Source organism: Pseudomonas sp. D4002, from assembly GCF_013385665.1.
Taxonomy (GTDB): domain Bacteria; phylum Pseudomonadota; class Gammaproteobacteria; order Pseudomonadales; family Pseudomonadaceae; genus Aquipseudomonas.
Genome location: NZ_JACAPN010000035.1, coordinates 1 through 15200, shown reverse-complemented (window position 1 = coordinate 15200; position 15200 = coordinate 1). Strand labels below are relative to the sequence as shown.

General features: G+C 61.3%; 14 protein-coding genes. 7 read left to right on the top strand and 7 right to left on the bottom strand.

What is annotated here, in order from left to right; all coding sequences use genetic code 11:
- Positions 1-165: 165 nt before the first annotated feature.
- Complete coding sequence (locus HX824_RS24175; protein ID WP_087692630.1) at positions 166-708, bottom strand: helix-turn-helix domain-containing protein; 543 nt, start codon at positions 706-708, stop codon at positions 166-168.
- Positions 709-812: 104 nt separating this feature from the next.
- Between HX824_RS24175 and HX824_RS24170 the strand changes: the two genes are divergently transcribed.
- From HX824_RS24170 to HX824_RS24150, 5 genes are all read left to right on the top strand, one after another.
- A complete protein-coding gene (locus tag HX824_RS24170; RefSeq protein WP_003209128.1) occupies positions 813-1595 on the top strand; it encodes an aldolase in 783 nt (260 codons plus the stop codon).
- Between the two features lie 27 nt (positions 1596-1622).
- On the top strand, positions 1623-2510 hold the full coding sequence (locus HX824_RS24165; protein ID WP_177055205.1) for a dihydrodipicolinate synthase family protein: 888 nt from the start codon (positions 1623-1625) through the stop codon (positions 2508-2510).
- A 206-nt stretch (positions 2511-2716) separates the two neighbouring features.
- The gene (locus tag HX824_RS24160; protein WP_087692632.1) at positions 2717-3256 is read left to right on the top strand and encodes an RNA polymerase sigma factor; all 540 of its coding nucleotides are present in this window, start codon (positions 2717-2719) and stop codon (positions 3254-3256) included.
- Complete coding sequence (locus HX824_RS24155; protein WP_087692633.1) at positions 3253-4221, top strand: FecR domain-containing protein; 969 nt, start codon at positions 3253-3255, stop codon at positions 4219-4221. The genes HX824_RS24160 and HX824_RS24155 overlap by 4 nt, the downstream gene beginning before the upstream one ends.
- A gap of 128 nt (positions 4222-4349) precedes the next feature.
- A complete protein-coding gene (locus tag HX824_RS24150) occupies positions 4350-6908 on the top strand; it encodes a TonB-dependent receptor (protein WP_003209136.1) in 2559 nt (852 codons plus the stop codon).
- A 105-nt stretch (positions 6909-7013) separates the two neighbouring features.
- Here the strand turns inward: HX824_RS24150 and HX824_RS24145 are convergent, their stop codons facing one another.
- Both HX824_RS24145 and HX824_RS24140 read right to left on the bottom strand, forming a co-directional pair.
- Positions 7014-7331 (bottom strand): ribbon-helix-helix domain-containing protein, encoded by a 318-nt coding sequence (locus HX824_RS24145; protein WP_177055203.1) that lies wholly within the window; start codon positions 7329-7331, stop codon positions 7014-7016.
- A gap of 16 nt (positions 7332-7347) precedes the next feature.
- A complete protein-coding gene (locus tag HX824_RS24140) occupies positions 7348-7929 on the bottom strand; it encodes a DJ-1/PfpI family protein (RefSeq protein ID WP_008430897.1) in 582 nt (193 codons plus the stop codon).
- A gap of 324 nt (positions 7930-8253) precedes the next feature.
- On the opposite strand from HX824_RS24140, the gene HX824_RS24135 reads away from it, so the two are divergent.
- Positions 8254-9153, top strand: coding sequence for a DMT family transporter (locus tag HX824_RS24135; protein ID WP_003209142.1), 900 nt, complete (start codon positions 8254-8256; stop codon positions 9151-9153).
- 109 nt (positions 9154-9262) lie between these two features.
- On the opposite strand, the gene HX824_RS24130 is transcribed toward HX824_RS24135, so the two are convergent.
- The 4 genes from HX824_RS24130 to HX824_RS24115 are packed head-to-tail and all read right to left on the bottom strand — an operon-like array spanning position 9263 to position 12504.
- Positions 9263-10480: an SAM-dependent methyltransferase gene (locus HX824_RS24130; RefSeq protein WP_003209145.1), complete on the bottom strand. Its 1218-nt coding sequence runs from the start codon at positions 10478-10480 to the stop codon at positions 9263-9265.
- 41 nt (positions 10481-10521) lie between these two features.
- A complete protein-coding gene (locus tag HX824_RS24125; protein WP_003209147.1) occupies positions 10522-11139 on the bottom strand; it encodes a TPM domain-containing protein in 618 nt (205 codons plus the stop codon).
- A 28-nt stretch (positions 11140-11167) separates the two neighbouring features.
- Complete coding sequence (locus HX824_RS24120) at positions 11168-11896, bottom strand: YgcG family protein (protein ID WP_003209148.1); 729 nt, start codon at positions 11894-11896, stop codon at positions 11168-11170.
- The gene (locus HX824_RS24115; RefSeq protein WP_003209150.1) at positions 11896-12504 is read right to left on the bottom strand and encodes a LemA family protein; all 609 of its coding nucleotides are present in this window, start codon (positions 12502-12504) and stop codon (positions 11896-11898) included. Before HX824_RS24115 ends, HX824_RS24120 begins: the two co-directional genes overlap by 1 nt.
- 214 nt (positions 12505-12718) lie before the next feature.
- Between HX824_RS24115 and bglX the strand changes: the two genes are divergently transcribed.
- Positions 12719-15010 (top strand): beta-glucosidase BglX, encoded by a 2292-nt coding sequence (gene bglX / locus HX824_RS24110; protein ID WP_177055201.1) that lies wholly within the window; start codon positions 12719-12721, stop codon positions 15008-15010.
- Positions 15011-15200: the final 190 nt, after the last annotated feature.

Below are 15200 nucleotides of genomic sequence, written 5' to 3'. Positions count from 1 at the left end.
GCCGGAGTGAGGGCACTCCGAGCCTAGGCGAGGAGCCGAGTGGTGGGGCAAGAGCGTTTTGCTTACTTTTGCGCTCTTCAAAAGTGAGCCGCTGTAAGAGCGGAACCCTAGGCGGCCGTTACCCAAATAACGGATATGCCCCCACCCCCACCCCCACCCCCACCATCACGCTTCAGCACTATGCACCACCACCAAAAGCTGAGCCTGAACCTCCCCCACCGACCGAATCCGATGCGGCTTCTGCGCATTGAAATGCAACGCATCCCCCCGATTCAACACCACCCGCTCACTCATGAAATCCACCTCAACCTGGCCTTCATGCACAAACAAAAACTCCTCCCCCAAATGTTCCTTGAAGGTCTTGTCGGTGAACTCCGCCGGCGGGTAAATGATGAACGGCAACAAACTACGCTCACTGACCTGATGCGCCAACACCGCGTAACCCGGTGACGCATCGGTGCCCGACAACGCCTGCCGTTCGTGGCTGCGCACCAGGCTGTAGCTGTCGAGGCTGACATTGTCCTCGCTGAACAATTCTTCGACCTTCACATTCAACGCCTTGGCCAGTTTCAGCGCCGCCGCAATCGACGGCGTATTCAACCCGCGTTCGACTTTCGACAGGTAACTCTTGGTCATCCCGGATTTTTCCGCGAGCGACTCCAAAGTCACACCAAGTTTTTTTCTCAATATTTTCAAACGGATAGACATGCGCAGCGGTTAATCCATTAAAGAGGCGATGATGAATGCTTGCTAATGACACCTTGTGTCATATAGTCTCTTTAGTGTCATTTGCGACGAACAAGGACACTGATATGGCCAAGACATTAGCACTCCCGAAAGACCAACTGGTCAAGCAGGCGCTGACCCAGATGCAAAACACCCTGGCGGATAATACGTGGACCGACCGGCAAAAGCTGGCGCTGACCTGCCGGATCCTGTTCGAAAACGGCCACGACTCCGGCCTCGCCGGGCAGATCACCGCACGCGGCCCGACGCCTGGCACCTACTACACCCAACAACTGGGCCTGGGTTTTGATGAGATCACCGCCAGCAACCTATTGCTGGTCAATGAAGACCTGGAGGTGCTGGAAGGCCATGGCATGCCCAACCCGGCCAACCGTTTTCACAGCTGGGTGTACCGCGGTCGCCCGGACGTGAACTGCATCATCCACACTCACCCGACCCACATCGCTGCGTTGTCGATGCTGGAAGTGCCGTTGCAGGTGTCCCACATGGACCTCTGCCCGTTGTACGAAGATTGCGCATTCCTCGAAGCCTGGCCCGGGGTGCCGGTGGGCAACGAAGAAGGTGAAATCATCACCGCTGCCCTGGGGGATAAACGCGCGATTCTGCTTTCCCACCACGGCCAATTGTCCACTGGGGCGAGCATCGAGGAAGCCTGTGTGATCGCGCAGTTGATCGAGCGCGCGGCCAAGTTGCAGCTGCTGGCGATGGCCGCCGGCACGATCAAGCCGATCCTGCCGGAACTGGGCCGCGAAGCCCATGACTGGATTTCCAAGCCCAAGCGCCACGGCGCCGCGTTCAACTACTACGCTCGGCAGAACCTGCGCCAACACGCCGATTGCCTGAACTGAAACCCTTTTTCGACCGGAGACCTTTCCATGTCCAGCCCTTCTATTCACGGCATTATCGGCTACACCATTACCCCGTTCAGCACGGACGGACAGCGCCTTGACCTCGACGCCCTGGGCCTTTCGATCGACCGCCTGATCGACAGCGGCGTGCACGCTGTCGCACCGTTGGGCAGCACCGGCGAAGGCGCCTATCTCAGTGATGCAGAGTGGGATGAAGTCGCCGCCTACAGCATCCAGAAGGTGGGCAAGCGTGTGCCGACCGTCGTCAGCGTCTCCGACCTGACCACCGCCAAGGCCGTGCGTCGTGCGCAGTTTGCCGAGGCCCACGGCGCGGACGTGGTGATGGTATTGCCGGCCTCGTACTGGAAACTCTGCGAGGCGGAAATCCTCGCCCACTATGCGGCCATTGGCGACAGCATCGGCGTGCCGATCATGCTCTACAACAACCCGGCCACCAGTGGCACCGACATGTCGGTGGACTTGATCCTGCGCATCGTCAACAGCGTCGACAACGTGACCATGGTCAAGGAAAGCACCGGGGATATTCAGCGCATGCACCAATTACACCGGCGCAGCGAGGGCCGGGTGCCGTTCTACAACGGCTGCAATCCGCTGGCGCTGGAGGCGTTTGCGGCGGGCGCGAAAGGTTGGTGCACGGCGGCGCCGAATCTGATTCCTCAGCTCAACCTGGATTTGTATGAAGCCGTTTTGGCCAATGACCTGGAGAAAGCGCGGGAGCTGTTTTATCGCCAGTTGCCGTTGCTGGATTTCATCCTCAAAGGTGGCTTGCCGGCGACGATCAAGGCCGGTTTGCGGCTGACGGGCCTGGAGTCGGGGGATCCACGGCTGCCGGTGTTCCCGCTGGCTGAGGCAGGCCGTGTTCAGTTGCAAGAACTACTGACCCTGTTGCGCTGAAACGCAATCCAAATGTGGGAGCGGGCTTGCTCGCGAAGGCAGTGGGTCAGTCAATTAATAGGTCGACTGACTCACCGCATTCGCGAGCAAGCCCGCTCCCACATTTAGTCCGCATCCAACCTTGGATTTTCAATAGAGACAAATGACAATAATTCTCGATATCATTCACGACTTTTCCACGTCGTGCTTCGTCAAGAAGGATATCCATGTCTCGTCCCAAGCCCGACCCACTGTCGGCCGATGCCTTTCGCGGGTTTTATGCAGATATCCTGCATTTCCTGCGTAAACGCACGGACAACGCCAGCGACGCGGCAGACATGACCCAGGATGTCTTCACCCAATGGCTGGACTACCGCGACCGGGCTCAGGTCGAGCAGCCACGGGCGTTTCTGTTCCAGATGGCGCGCAATCTGCTGCGCGATCACTGGCGCAAACAAAAGGTGCGGCACACCGTCCACCAGCAACAGGCCGAACTGGATGCCGAACCTGTCAGCGACTCGCGAGACGATCCCATGGCCGCCGCGCAACGCCTGCAACGCCTGGAACAGTTGAAAGAAGTCCTCTCTGAACTCTCGCCGAGAAGACGAGAAGCCCTTATGCTGCACCGCTTCGAAGGCCTGAGCCAGGCGCAGATCGCCGAGCGCATGGGCGTTTCGGTCAGCATGGTGGAAAAGCACATCGCTTTTGCCTTGCTGCATTGCAAGCAGCGACTTCAACAAGAACAGGGCAAGGAGCAGCCAGAATGACCCGCCTGAGCGACATCGACACCTGTGACATCGAGGCCAGCGACTCCATCGATGCCCAGGCCGCCAGCTGGTTTGCGCGCAACCGCAATGACGCCGGTCGCGCCGACCGCAAGGCGTTTGCCGCCTGGCAGTCCGAGCCGGCCAATGCCCGCGCCTACGCCGAATTCGAACAGCTGTGGGCCGACCTGGCGCAGTTGCAGCAACTGAACAAACCGACACCGCTGCCCGCGCGCAAGACACCCGCCTGGCGCCCGGCCCTGGCGGTGGCTGCCGCATTGGTGTGTGCCGTGCTGACGAGCAACATCGGCGCCCCGCGCGAGCTGTTCCACGCCCAGGTCGCGGCCCATGCCAAAGGAATGCGCACCATGCATTTGCCTGACGGCAGCACCTTGTACGTCAACGCCAATACGCGCCTGCGGGTGGACTTCAACAGTCACCAGCGCATCGTGCATCTGGATCAGGGCCAATTGTATATCGAGGTGGCGCCCGACAAGGAGCGTCCGCTGTTCGTGCAGGCCGGTGAAGCCAATGTGCGGGTGGTCGGCACCGGCTTCGATGTGCGGCGCAGCAAGCAGCAACTGGTGGTCAGCGTGGCCCATGGGCAAGTGGCATTCGATCCGGATGCCAGGCTGCCGGCCACCCTGCTCGGCGCCGATCAGCGCGCTACGTTCAGTTATGCCAAGGGCACGCTGCAGCAGCAAACCCTCACTGCCGGCGAGGTCGCCGATTGGCGCGGCGGCCACGTGTCGTTTCGTAATCGCGAGCTGGCCAGCCTGATGGACGAGTTGAGCCTGTACCGGCCCCAGGCGCCGTTGCTGGTGGACAGCGCGGTGGCGCAACTGAAGGTCTCGGGCAATCTGGACGTGAATGATCCGGACGCCCTGCTCAACGCCCTGCCGGCGCTATTGCCGGTGAAAACCGTGGCCCTGGCCGACGGCAATATCAGGATCGAACCGCGCAAATAGCCCCGCGGAATTCTTATTTGAGAATATTTTGCATTCGCATGTGAGGATTATTTTTCCTGCCGCGTCTTCCTCGGGTCTGCGTTTGATACGCACACCTTTCTGGCCATTTGGCTACTCCGGGGGATTTCATGTTTCGCGCGCCTTGCCACGTTCAGCACCTGTTTCTTCGACCCACCGCCATTGCCGCCTGCCTGGCCTTCAGCCTGAGTGCCCAGGCAGAGTCGTTCAAGCTGCAACTGCCGGCCCAGTCCCTGGCCACGTCCCTGAGCCAGGTGGCGCAGCAGGCGAAAATCCAGCTGCTGTTCGATGAAGCGCTGCTGAAAAATATCCAGGCGCCAGCCCTCAATGGCGACTTCACACCGGAAGTGGCGATTCGCACTCTGCTCAAGGACGGCGAGTTCGTATTGCTCAAGGTCGGCAGCACTTACGTGGTACGCCCCGAAGAGGGCAAGACCACCAACAGCAGCGCGATCCAGCTCGACGCCCTGAGCGTGATCGGCACCGGCAACGAGGTCGACTCCACCACCGTCGGCCGTTCCACCCTGACCCAGGCGGACATCGACCGCTACCAGTCCAACAACATTCCCAGCCTGCTGCAAACCTTGCCCGGCATCAGCCAGGGCGGCTCGCTGAAGCCCGGTGGCCAGACCATCAACATCCGTGGTTTCGGCGACGCCGAAGACGTGCCGCTGACCGTCGATGGCGCAACCAAAAGCGGCTTTGAGCGCTACCAGCAGGGCACTGTGTTTATCGAGCCCGAGCTGATCAAGAGCATCGAAGTGGAGAAAGGCCCCAACTCGCCCTTCAGCGGCAACGGCGGCTTTGGCGGTACGGTCAACATGACCACCAAGGATGCCCCGGACCTGCTCAAGGACGGGCGCAACAGCGGTGCCATGCTCAAATACGGCTACTCCAGCAACGACCATGAGCAGGTCTACAGCAGTGCCGTTTACGGGCGTACCGATGACGGCCGCTTCGATGCGCTGGCCTACCTGACCCAGCGCGACGGCGGCGACATGAAACTGGCTGCCACCCTGCCCAACGACAACAACCAGTACCCGATCAACCCCAAGCGCCTGCCCAACAGCGCCCAGAATGTGGACGGCAAACTGTTCAAGTTCAATGCTCACTTCACCGATGAGCAAAGCCTGGGTCTGTCGTATTCGCGCTCCAACAGCCAGCGCTGGACGCCCTTCTCTGCCGCCAGCTACCCGACGCCGCCGACCCAGGCCAACATCGACCGCTATGGCTACGAAGCCGCGCTGAAACGCTTCCTGGCCAACCGCAATACCGTCGACACCACCTGGTCCGGCAAGTACGAATACCAGCCGATGAATAACCCGCTGGTGGACTTGACCATCAAGTACTCCGAATCCAATACCGACCAGACCGACGAGCGCGACGCCACGGCGTTTTTCCAGTTGGCCACCGGCGGGCGCAAGATGGACACCTCCTATAACGACAAGAACCTCGACGTACGCAACGTCAGCCTGTTTTCCACCGGTGCGTTGCAGCACGCGGTGACCACCGGTGTGCAAATCCGCAAGCACACCCGGGAAACCGAAATGTGGATGCCCGGCGCCACCTACAACACCCCGAAATACAACTACGGGCACTTCCAGCCGGGCTTCATGCCCCATGGCAAGGTCGACACCAACAGCTTCTTTATCCAGGACGCGGTGACGCTGGGCGATGTGACCATTACCCCGTCGATGCGCTATGACCATGTGCGCAACCGCGGCGAGGCCAACGACGCGCCGTACTACAGCAACCCGGACCCGGCCATCGGCCATGACTACAGCGACCGCACTTACACCGGCTGGTCGCCACGCCTGGCGGCGTACTGGACCATCACCCCGAACGTGGCGATGTTCGCCAACTGGAGCCGCACCTGGCGTGCGCCAGTGATCGACGAGCAGTATGAAGTCCAGGGCCTGGGCAGCCGCACCGCCACCAGCCTGGACCTGGACCCGGAGCGCATCACCTCCATCACCCTGGGCAACGTCACCAGCTTCGCCGACGTGTTCGCCCACGGCGACAACCTGCAACTGCGTACCACGCTGTTCCACAACAAGGTCGAGGACGAAATCTTCAAGGCCACGGGCGTGGGCTGCCAGAACCAGGCGGTCAACGGCGGGACGATTTCCAGCGCCTGCCCGCCGGGCGCGATGTCCAACTACCGCAACATCGGCGGCATGACCATCAAGGGTTTCGAGGCCGAGAGTTTCTATGACTCCACCTACGTGTTCGGCTCGGTATCGTTCGCCTACACCACCGGCAAACATGAAGGCGCCTACACCAACCCGTGGGGGCCGGACGTCTGGGCGCGGGACATTCCGCCAACCAAATGGGTGGTGGTGCTCGGCACCAAGATCCCGAGCCTGGATATGCGGGTAGGCTGGCAAGGGCAGTTCATCGGCGCCACCAGCCGCCTGCCGAGCGACAAGTATTCCGGCGGCCCGGGCACCAGCATCGGCGACCTGTTCTACGACCAGTACGGCAACAAGCGCTACAACACGCAAGGCCTGTTCGCCAGCTGGAAGCCGCAACAGGCTTACCTCAAGGGTACCGAGGTGAACTTCACCGTGGACAACCTGTTCAACAACAACTTCCGACCGGCCCTGAGCGGCGACCGCGCCTACACCAAGGGCCGGGATGCGAAGATCAGTGTGACGCGGTTCTTCTGACCCCTACTAATCAATGTGGGAGCGGGCTTGCTCGCGAAAGCGCTGGATCAGTCGGTACATGAGTTACCTGACACACCGCCTTCGCGAGCAAGCCCGCTCCCACATTCAGATCTTCTGCGCGCCATTTCTTGTATTAACCAGGCTGAGCTCTGGGGCGTGAACCCGCTGCCTGCTCAAATACCGCGTGCAACTCACCCGCAAGAACGAAGCAAAATTCACCACTTCGCCGCGGTAATCCATCACTTCTTCATACAGCTTGGCGATCAGTTGATTGGTGGTCATGCCATCCACCTCGGCGATCTCGCTGAGGATGTCCCAGAACTGGTTTTCCAGGCGCACGGTGGTCACCACGCCGCAGATGCGCAGGGAGCGCGAGCGGGATTCGTACAGAATCGGGTCGGCCTTGACGTACAGCTCGCACATGGCGATGACCTCCGCTTTACAGGGTGATTTTGGTGCCCAGCAGGCCGAGGAAACCCGCGAGCCAGCTTGGGTGCGCCGGCCACGCCGGGGCCGTTACCAGATTGCCTTGAACGTGACTGTCGGTCACCGGGATATCGATGAACGTACCGCCCGCCAGTCGTACCTCCGGCCCGCACGCCGGGTAGGCGCTGCACTCGCGGCCTTCCAGGATCCCGGCAGCCGCCAGCAGTTGAGCGCCATGGCACACGGCAGCGATGGGTTTGCCAGCCTGATCGAAATCCTTGACCAGTTGCAGGACCTTTTCGTTCAGCCGCAGGTACTCAGGGGCACGGCCACCCGGCACCAGCAGCGCGTCGTAGTCGGCGGCGTTCACCTTGGCAAAATCCGCATTCAGGGCGAACAGGTGCCCGGGCTTTTCGCTGTAGGTCTGGTCGCCTTCGAAGTCGTGGATCGCCGTGCGGACGGTCTGGCCGGCAGCCTTGTCAGGGCACACCGCGTGCACGGTATGCCCCACCATCAGCAGCGCCTGGAACGGCACCATCACTTCATAGTCTTCGACGTAATCGCCGACCAGCATCAGGATTTTTTTCGCGGCCATGGGACATTCCTCCGGTTGAACGGTTGGGCAGATAGGAGTAGCCAAGATAGACCCGCAGGCTTGATCCGGGTAATGGCCCGCTACTACATCAGCACCCCGGCTTGTGTGGGAGCCGGGCTTGCCCGCGATGCAGACACCTCGGTCTGACAGGTAAACTGCGTTGATCCCATCGCAGCCTCGCCAAGGCTCGACAGCTCCCACATGAACCGAGTCGCCCGTTCAAAACTGTACGGCTCAATCTGCACCTAGCTGTAAGCCCGTGTTTGCGGGGCTTTGTGGCTAGATGAACGTCCACTTCCGGCCCATTCGATTCTGGTTCCTTCCATGAGCTCCCGCGAAAATACCGGCATGGCCCTCGGCCTGCTGGGCGTCGTCATCTTCAGCCTCACCCTGCCCTTCACCCGTATCGTGGTGCAGGAAATCCACCCGTTGCTCAATGGCCTGGGCCGGGCGTTGTTCGCGGCGGTGCCGGCGGCGGCGTTGTTGCTGTGGCGCCGTGAGCGCTGGCCCACCTGGCGCCAGGTGCGCGGGCTGACGCTGGTGATTGCCGGGGTAATCCTGGGTTTCCCGGTGTTGTCGGCCTGGGCCATGCAAACCTTGCCCGCGTCCCATGGCGCGCTGGTCAACGGGTTGCAGCCGCTGTGCGTGGCGCTGTACGCGGCGTGGCTGTCCCATGAACGTCCGTCGAAGGCCTTCTGGGCCTGCGCGGCGCTGGGCAGTGCGCTGGTGCTGAGTTATGCGTTGATCACCGGAGCCGGCAGCATCCAGGCGGGCGACCTGTTGATGCTCGGGGCGATTGCCGTGGGTGGCCTGGGTTATGCCGAAGGCGGCCGGTTGGCCAAGGAGATGGGCGGCTGGCAGGTAATCTGTTGGGCGCTGGTGCTGTCGACGCCGGTATTGATCGGGCCGGTGGCCTACCTGGCGCTGCAACACGAAGGGCCGATTTCCATGCGCACCTGGTGGGCGTTTGGTTATGTCTCGTTGTTTTCGCAGTTCCTGGGGTTCTTTGCGTGGTACGCCGGGCTCGCCATGGGTGGCATCGCCCGGGTCAGCCAGATTCAGCTGTTGCAGATCTTTTTCACCATCGCGTTTTCGGCGCTGTTTTTTGGTGAACACATCGAGCCGATTACCTGGCTGTTTGCCTGCGGGGTGATTGTGACGGTGATGTTGGGGCGCAAGACCAGCGTGAAGCCTGCGCCAGCTCCCAAGGCTAGCGCGATCTAATGTGGGAGCGGGCTTGCTCGCGAATGCGGTGGGTCAGTTGATACATCAGGTGACTGACACACCGCTTTCGCGAGCAAGCCCGCTCCCACATTTTTGATTTGCGTCGCACTCAGGCGAGGTAACCGTCCGCCCGCAGCAGGGTTTCAAGGCAATGTTCGGTGATGTTGTAGAACGCCTTGAGCTCCTGGATTTTCTCCAGGAGTTGAGCGTTGTCCACCGGCTCGGCACGCTTCACCGCCAGGATCATCTTGTTCTTGTTGGTGTGCTCCAACGAGATGAACTCAAACACCTTGGTCTCATAGCCGCACGCTTCAAGGAACAACGCGCGCAAACTGTCGGTGACCATTTCCGCCTGCTGGCCCAGGTGCAGGCCGTATTGCAGCATCGGCTTGAGCAGCGCCGGGCTCTGGATCTGCAGGCGAATCTGCTTGTGGCAGCACGGCGAGCACATGATGATCGACGCACCGGAGCGGATGCCGGTGTGAATCGCGTAGTCGGTGGCGATGTCGCAGGCATGCAGGGCGATCATCACGTCCAGCTCGCTGGGCGCGACGCTGCGCACATCCCCGCACTTGAACACCAGCCCCGGGTGGTCCAGGCGGGCGGCGGCGTTGTTGCACAGGGTCACCATGTCTTCGCGCAGCTCCACGCCGGTGACTTCGCCCTCGGCGTTGAGGGTGTTGCGCAGGTAGTCGTGGATGGCAAACGTCAGGTAACCCTTGCCCGAACCAAAGTCCGCGACCCGCACCGGCTGGTCCAGCTTCAGCGGCGAGGTGGTCAGCGCATGGCTGAATACTTCGATGAATTTGTTGATCTGCTTCCACTTGCGCGACATCGCCGGGATCAGCTCGTGTTTGGCGTTGGTCACACCAAGGTCGGCGAGGAAGGGCCGGGTCAGGTCCAGGAAGCGATTCTTCTCGCGGTTGTGCTCGGCAGACGGCGCTTCGCGCAGTTGCTGCGGCTTGCTTTTGAACAGTGAGCTTTTGTTTTTCTTGCTGTATTCCAGCTGGGCTTCGTCGGTCACCGACAGCAGGTGCGCATTCTTGAACGCCGCCGGCAACAACTCGGCAATTGCCGCCACGCCGTCGGCCAGGGAGAAGTTCTTGGTGATGTCGCGGGTCTTGTAGCGATAGACGAAGGACAGGCAAGGCTGATCCTTGACCGTCAGCTGCTTGATGATCAGCTTCTGAAGATCAGGCTCGGTGCCGACGTACTTGGCCAGCACCAGCTTGATAAAGGCGTTTTGCTCAAGGCTCGCGCTCAGCAGTTCGAGGAACTGCGCGTGATGATCCGGCGCGGGGCTGGCAGGTTTAGCGGTGGCAGACATGAACAAAAACGCCTCGGGCAGGGAATGCCGGGAATTTTACACTACTCCAACACCACCAACCGATTCGGCAGCTCATTGCGTGCGTGGGTCACCGGTACGTGCTCCCTGAGCAATTCCCCGCAAGCCTCAATACACGCCACAAACCCGGCCAACGTCTGGCCTTGCTTCACCTGGCGGGTGAAGTCCTTGACGATCGCATCCCAACTGCTGTCATCCAGGCGACTGGAAATCCCCTTGTCCACCAGGATTTCCACATACCGCTCGGCCTCACTGACAAAAATCAGCACCCCGGTGCTGCCCAGCGTGTGGTGCAGGTGCTGTTCGAGAAACTGCCGCCGTGCCAGGTTGGACGCGCGCCAATGGCGCACCGAGCGCGGGATCAGTCGCGTGGTGACCCTGGGCAAACGGAACACCAGGCACAGCACGACGAACGTGCCCCACTGCGCCAGCAGCAAGGTGTACATGGTCAACCAGCCCGACAGGTAGTGGATGATCCCCGGCACCACCAGCGCCAGCAGGCTGGCCCACAACAGCGGGATGTAGGCGTAGTCGTCGGCGCGGGCCGCGAGCACGGTCACCAGTTCGGCGTCGGTCTGCTGCTCGACCCGGGCGATCGCCTCGGCGACCTGGCGTTGCTCGTGTTGACTCAATAATGCCATGGTTGTTGATGCTCTCTAGTTATTGTCATTACCAGCCGCCCGAGGCGCCACCGCCGCCGAAACCACCGCCGCCGCCCCTGAAGCCACCACCGCCACCGCCTCCCCCGCCGCCACGACCGCTGCTGCTGAGAATCGCCAGCAGGATAGCGCCAACGGGCAGGCCCATGCGATTGCACAGCCACAACACTGCCAGCAACAGGATGAACAGGCCAATGGAAATGCCCGGGTTTTGCTTGGCGAAGTTGGCCTCGGACACATGCGCCGGTACGGCCAGCGGATCGCCGCCCACCACCTGCAGCATCGCCGCCACGCCGTCGCTGATGCCCTTGCTGTAGTTGCCCGCCTTGAACGCCGGGGCGATCACCTGGTTGATGATCACCCAGGATTGCGCATCCGTGAGTACGCCTTCCAGGCCATAACCCACTTCGATGCGAATCTTGTGCTCATCCCGGGCGACGATCAGCAGGGCGCCGTTGTCCTTGCCCTTCTGGCCGATGCCCCACGCGCGGCCCAGTTGATAACCGAAGTCTTCAATGGGCACGCCTTGCAGGTCGGGCACGGTGACCACCACGATCTGGTCGCCGCTGGTCTGCTCCAGCGCCTGCAACTGCTGGGTCAGCTGCGCACGCACGGCCGGGTCGATCATCTGGGCGTTGTCCACCACCCGTCCGGTCAGGGCCGGGAAATTCAGGGCGGCCTGGGCGGTCAGGCTGAAGGCCAGCAGCACCGCCGCCATCAGCCAAGCGCGCTTGCCCATCAGAATTTCACTTGCGGCGCTTTATCGGCATCGGCACTCGTGGCCTCGAAGTTGGCGCGGACCGGCAAGTCGCTGTACATCACGCTGTGCCACAGGCGGCCAGGGAAGGTGCGGATCTCGGTGTTGTAGGCCTGCACTGCCTGGATAAAGTCGCGGCGGGCCACGGCGATGCGATTTTCGGTGCCTTCAAGCTGCGATTGCAGGGCCAGGAAGTTCTGGTTGGCCTTCAGGTCCGGGTAGCGCTCGGACACCACCATCAAACGGCTGAGTGCACCGCTCAAACCGTCCTGGGCCTGCTGGAACTGCTTGAGTTTCTCGGGATTGTCGAGGGTGCTGGCGTCCACCTGGATCGAGGTGGCCTTGGCCCGCGCTTCGATCACGGCCGTCAGGGTGTCCTGTTCATGGGCGGCGTAGCCCTTGACCACTTCCACCAGGTTGGGGATCAGGTCGGCGCGCCGCTGGTACTGGTTCTGCACCTGGGCCCAGGCCGCCTTGGCCTGTTCGTCCAGGGTCGGGATCTTGTTGATGCCGCAACCGCTCAGCACGGTGCTCACCAGTATCAATGCCACGGCCTTCCAGCCCCAACGGTAACCTTGTGCTGCTTGCATGGTGTTTCTCCTGCCAAACCTATGAAATTTACCGACTGACGCGTTAGCCACGGGCTTAGGGCATAATCCTCCACCACCCACTGGATTGCATCGTGCCAATCAGCTAAAAGATGCCCAGCGCCAATAAGAGTTCAGAAGTGTGCGGTATTTATCTGAACAACACCCGAACAACAATAGACGCTCTCCGGTCCCAAGACTGCGAGAAAGGATTTTCATGAAGAAGCTGTGTTTGCTGGGCCTTGTTGTCAGTTTGGCCACTCATTCCGTATTAGCCGAAACAAAGCCCGCAGTGCTCAAGGACAAGGACGCCTTCGTCAGTGACCTGCTCAAGCAGATGACCCTTGATGAGAAGATCGGCCAATTGCGCCTGATCAGCATCGGCCCCGAAATGCCCCGCGAACTGATCCGCAAGGAAATCGCCGCCGGTCGCATCGGCGGCACCTTCAATTCGATCACCCGCCCGGAAAACCGTCCGATGCAGGACGCAGCCATGCGCAGCCGGTTGAAGATCCCGATGTTCTTCGCCTACGACGTGATCCACGGCCACCGCACGATATTCCCCATCAGCCTGGCCCTGGCATCCAGCTGGGACATGGACGCCATCGGCCACTCCGGGCGCATCGCCGCCCAGGAAGCTGCCGCCGACAGCCTCGACATCACCTTCGCGCCAATGGTCGACATCTCCCGCGACCCGCGCTGGGGCCGTACCTCCGAAGGCTTTGGCGAAGACACCTACCTGACCTCGCGCATTGCCGAAGTGATGGTCAAGGCCTTCCAGGGCAGCAGCCCGGCCAAGGCCGACAGCATCATGGCCAGCGTCAAGCACTTCGCCCTGTATGGCGCGGTGGAAGGCGGTCGCGACTACAACGTGGTCGACATGAGCCCGGTCAAGATGTACCAGGACTACCTGCCGCCCTACCACGCCGCCATCAAGGCCGGCGCCGGTGGCGTGATGGTTGCGCTGAACTCGATCAACGGCGTACCCGCCACCGCCAACACCTGGCTGATGAACGACCTGCTGCGCAAGGACTGGGGCTTCAAGGGCCTGGCCGTGAGCGACCACGGTGCGATCTTCGAGCTGATCAAGCACGGCGTGGCCAAGGACGGGCGTGAAGCCGCCAAGCTGGCGATCAAGGCCGGCATCGACATGAGCATGAACGACTCGCTCTACGGCAAGGAATTGCCCGGCCTGCTGAAGTCCGGCGAGATCGAACAGAGCGACATCGACAACGCCGTGCGCGAAGTGCTCGGCGCCAAGTACGACATGGGCCTGTTCGCCGACCCGTACCTGCGCATCGGCAAGGCCGAGGATGACCCGGCCGACACCTACGCCGAAAGCCGCCTGCACCGCGCCGACGCACGTGACGTGGCGCGCAGCAGCCAGGTGCTGCTGAAAAACCAGAACAACACCCTGCCGCTGAAAAAGGACGCGACCATCGCCCTGGTCGGCCCGCTGGCCAAGGCGCCGATCGACATGATGGGCAGCTGGGCCGCTGCCGGTAAACCCGCGCAATCGGTGACCCTGCTGGACGGCATGAACGCCGTGATCGGCGACAAGGGCAAGGTGATCTATGCCCGTGGCGCCAATATCACCAACGACAAGAAAGTCGTCGACTACCTCAACTTCCTGAACTTCGATGCCCCGGAAGTAGTGGATGACCCGCGCTCGTCCCAGGACATGATCGACGAAGCCGTCAAGGCCGCCAAAGGCGCCGATGTGGTCGTGGCCGCCGTGGGCGAGTCCCGTGGCATGTCCCACGAATCGTCGAGCCGCACCGACCTGAACATCCCGCAGAGCCAGCGCGACCTGATCAAGGCCTTGAAAGCCACCGGCAAACCGCTGGTGCTGGTGTTGATGAACGGCCGTCCGCTGTCGATTGTCGAGGAGAACGAACAGGCTGACGCAATCCTGGAAACCTGGTTCGCCGGCACCGAAGGCGGCAACGCTATCGCTGACGTGCTGTTCGGTGACTACAACCCGTCGGGCAAGCTGCCGATCACCTTCCCGCGTTCGGTGGGGCAGATTCCGACCTACTACAACCACCTGAGCATTGGCCGGCCGTTCACTCCGGGCAAGCCGGGCAACTACACCTCGCAGTACTTCGATGACACCACCGGGCCGCTGTTTCCGTTCGGTTACGGCTTGAGCTACACCAGTTTCAGCCTGTCGGACATGGCGCTGTCGTCCACCACCCTGAACAAGACCGGCAAGCTCGACGCCACCGTGGTGGTGAAAAACACCGGCAAGGTCGATGGCGAAACCGTGGTGCAGCTGTATATCCAGGACGTGGCCGGCTCGATGATCCGCCCAGTGAAGGAATTGAAGAACTTCCAGAAGATCATGCTCAAGGCGGGCGAAGAGCGCGCGGTGCACTTCACCATCACCGAGGAAGATTTGAAGTTCTACAACACCCAACTGAAGTTTGCGGCTGAGCCGGGCGAGTTCAATGTGCAGATCGGGTTGGATTCGCAGGATGTGAAGCAGCAGAGCTTCGAACTGCTCTAAAGTCTTGCCCGGTCAAAATGTGGGAGCGGGCTTGCTCGCGAATGCGGTGGATCAGTTGATACATCAGGTGACTGACACACCGCTTTCGCGAGCAAGCCCGCTTGTATGCTAGGACTTGAAGGGAGGAGGAGGGACAAAGCCCGATTCTGACTGTTGGCGCAGTACAGACCGTGGGAGATTTCGCCCCTCC

Bases quoted from the DNA above. Each gene is read 5' to 3' on its own strand.
- HX824_RS24175 (WP_087692630.1), bottom strand. From the start codon at position 708: ATGTCTATCCGTTTGAAAATATTGAGAAAAAAACTTGGTGTGACTTTG.
- HX824_RS24170 (WP_003209128.1), top strand. From the start codon at position 813: ATGGCCAAGACATTAGCACTCCCGAAAGACCAACTGGTCAAGCAGGCG.
- HX824_RS24165 (WP_177055205.1), top strand. From the start codon at position 1,623: ATGTCCAGCCCTTCTATTCACGGCATTATCGGCTACACCATTACCCCG.
- HX824_RS24160 (WP_087692632.1), top strand. From the start codon at position 2,717: ATGTCTCGTCCCAAGCCCGACCCACTGTCGGCCGATGCCTTTCGCGGG.
- HX824_RS24155 (WP_087692633.1), top strand. From the start codon at position 3,253: ATGACCCGCCTGAGCGACATCGACACCTGTGACATCGAGGCCAGCGAC.
- HX824_RS24150 (WP_003209136.1), top strand. From the start codon at position 4,350: ATGTTTCGCGCGCCTTGCCACGTTCAGCACCTGTTTCTTCGACCCACC.
- HX824_RS24145 (WP_177055203.1), bottom strand. From the start codon at position 7,331: ATGTGCGAGCTGTACGTCAAGGCCGACCCGATTCTGTACGAATCCCGC.
- HX824_RS24140 (WP_008430897.1), bottom strand. From the start codon at position 7,929: ATGGCCGCGAAAAAAATCCTGATGCTGGTCGGCGATTACGTCGAAGAC.
- HX824_RS24135 (WP_003209142.1), top strand. From the start codon at position 8,254: ATGAGCTCCCGCGAAAATACCGGCATGGCCCTCGGCCTGCTGGGCGTC.
- HX824_RS24130 (WP_003209145.1), bottom strand. From the start codon at position 10,480: ATGTCTGCCACCGCTAAACCTGCCAGCCCCGCGCCGGATCATCACGCG.
- HX824_RS24125 (WP_003209147.1), bottom strand. From the start codon at position 11,139: ATGGCATTATTGAGTCAACACGAGCAACGCCAGGTCGCCGAGGCGATC.
- HX824_RS24120 (WP_003209148.1), bottom strand. From the start codon at position 11,896: ATGGGCAAGCGCGCTTGGCTGATGGCGGCGGTGCTGCTGGCCTTCAGC.
- HX824_RS24115 (WP_003209150.1), bottom strand. From the start codon at position 12,504: ATGCAAGCAGCACAAGGTTACCGTTGGGGCTGGAAGGCCGTGGCATTG.
- bglX (WP_177055201.1), top strand. From the start codon at position 12,719: ATGAAGAAGCTGTGTTTGCTGGGCCTTGTTGTCAGTTTGGCCACTCAT.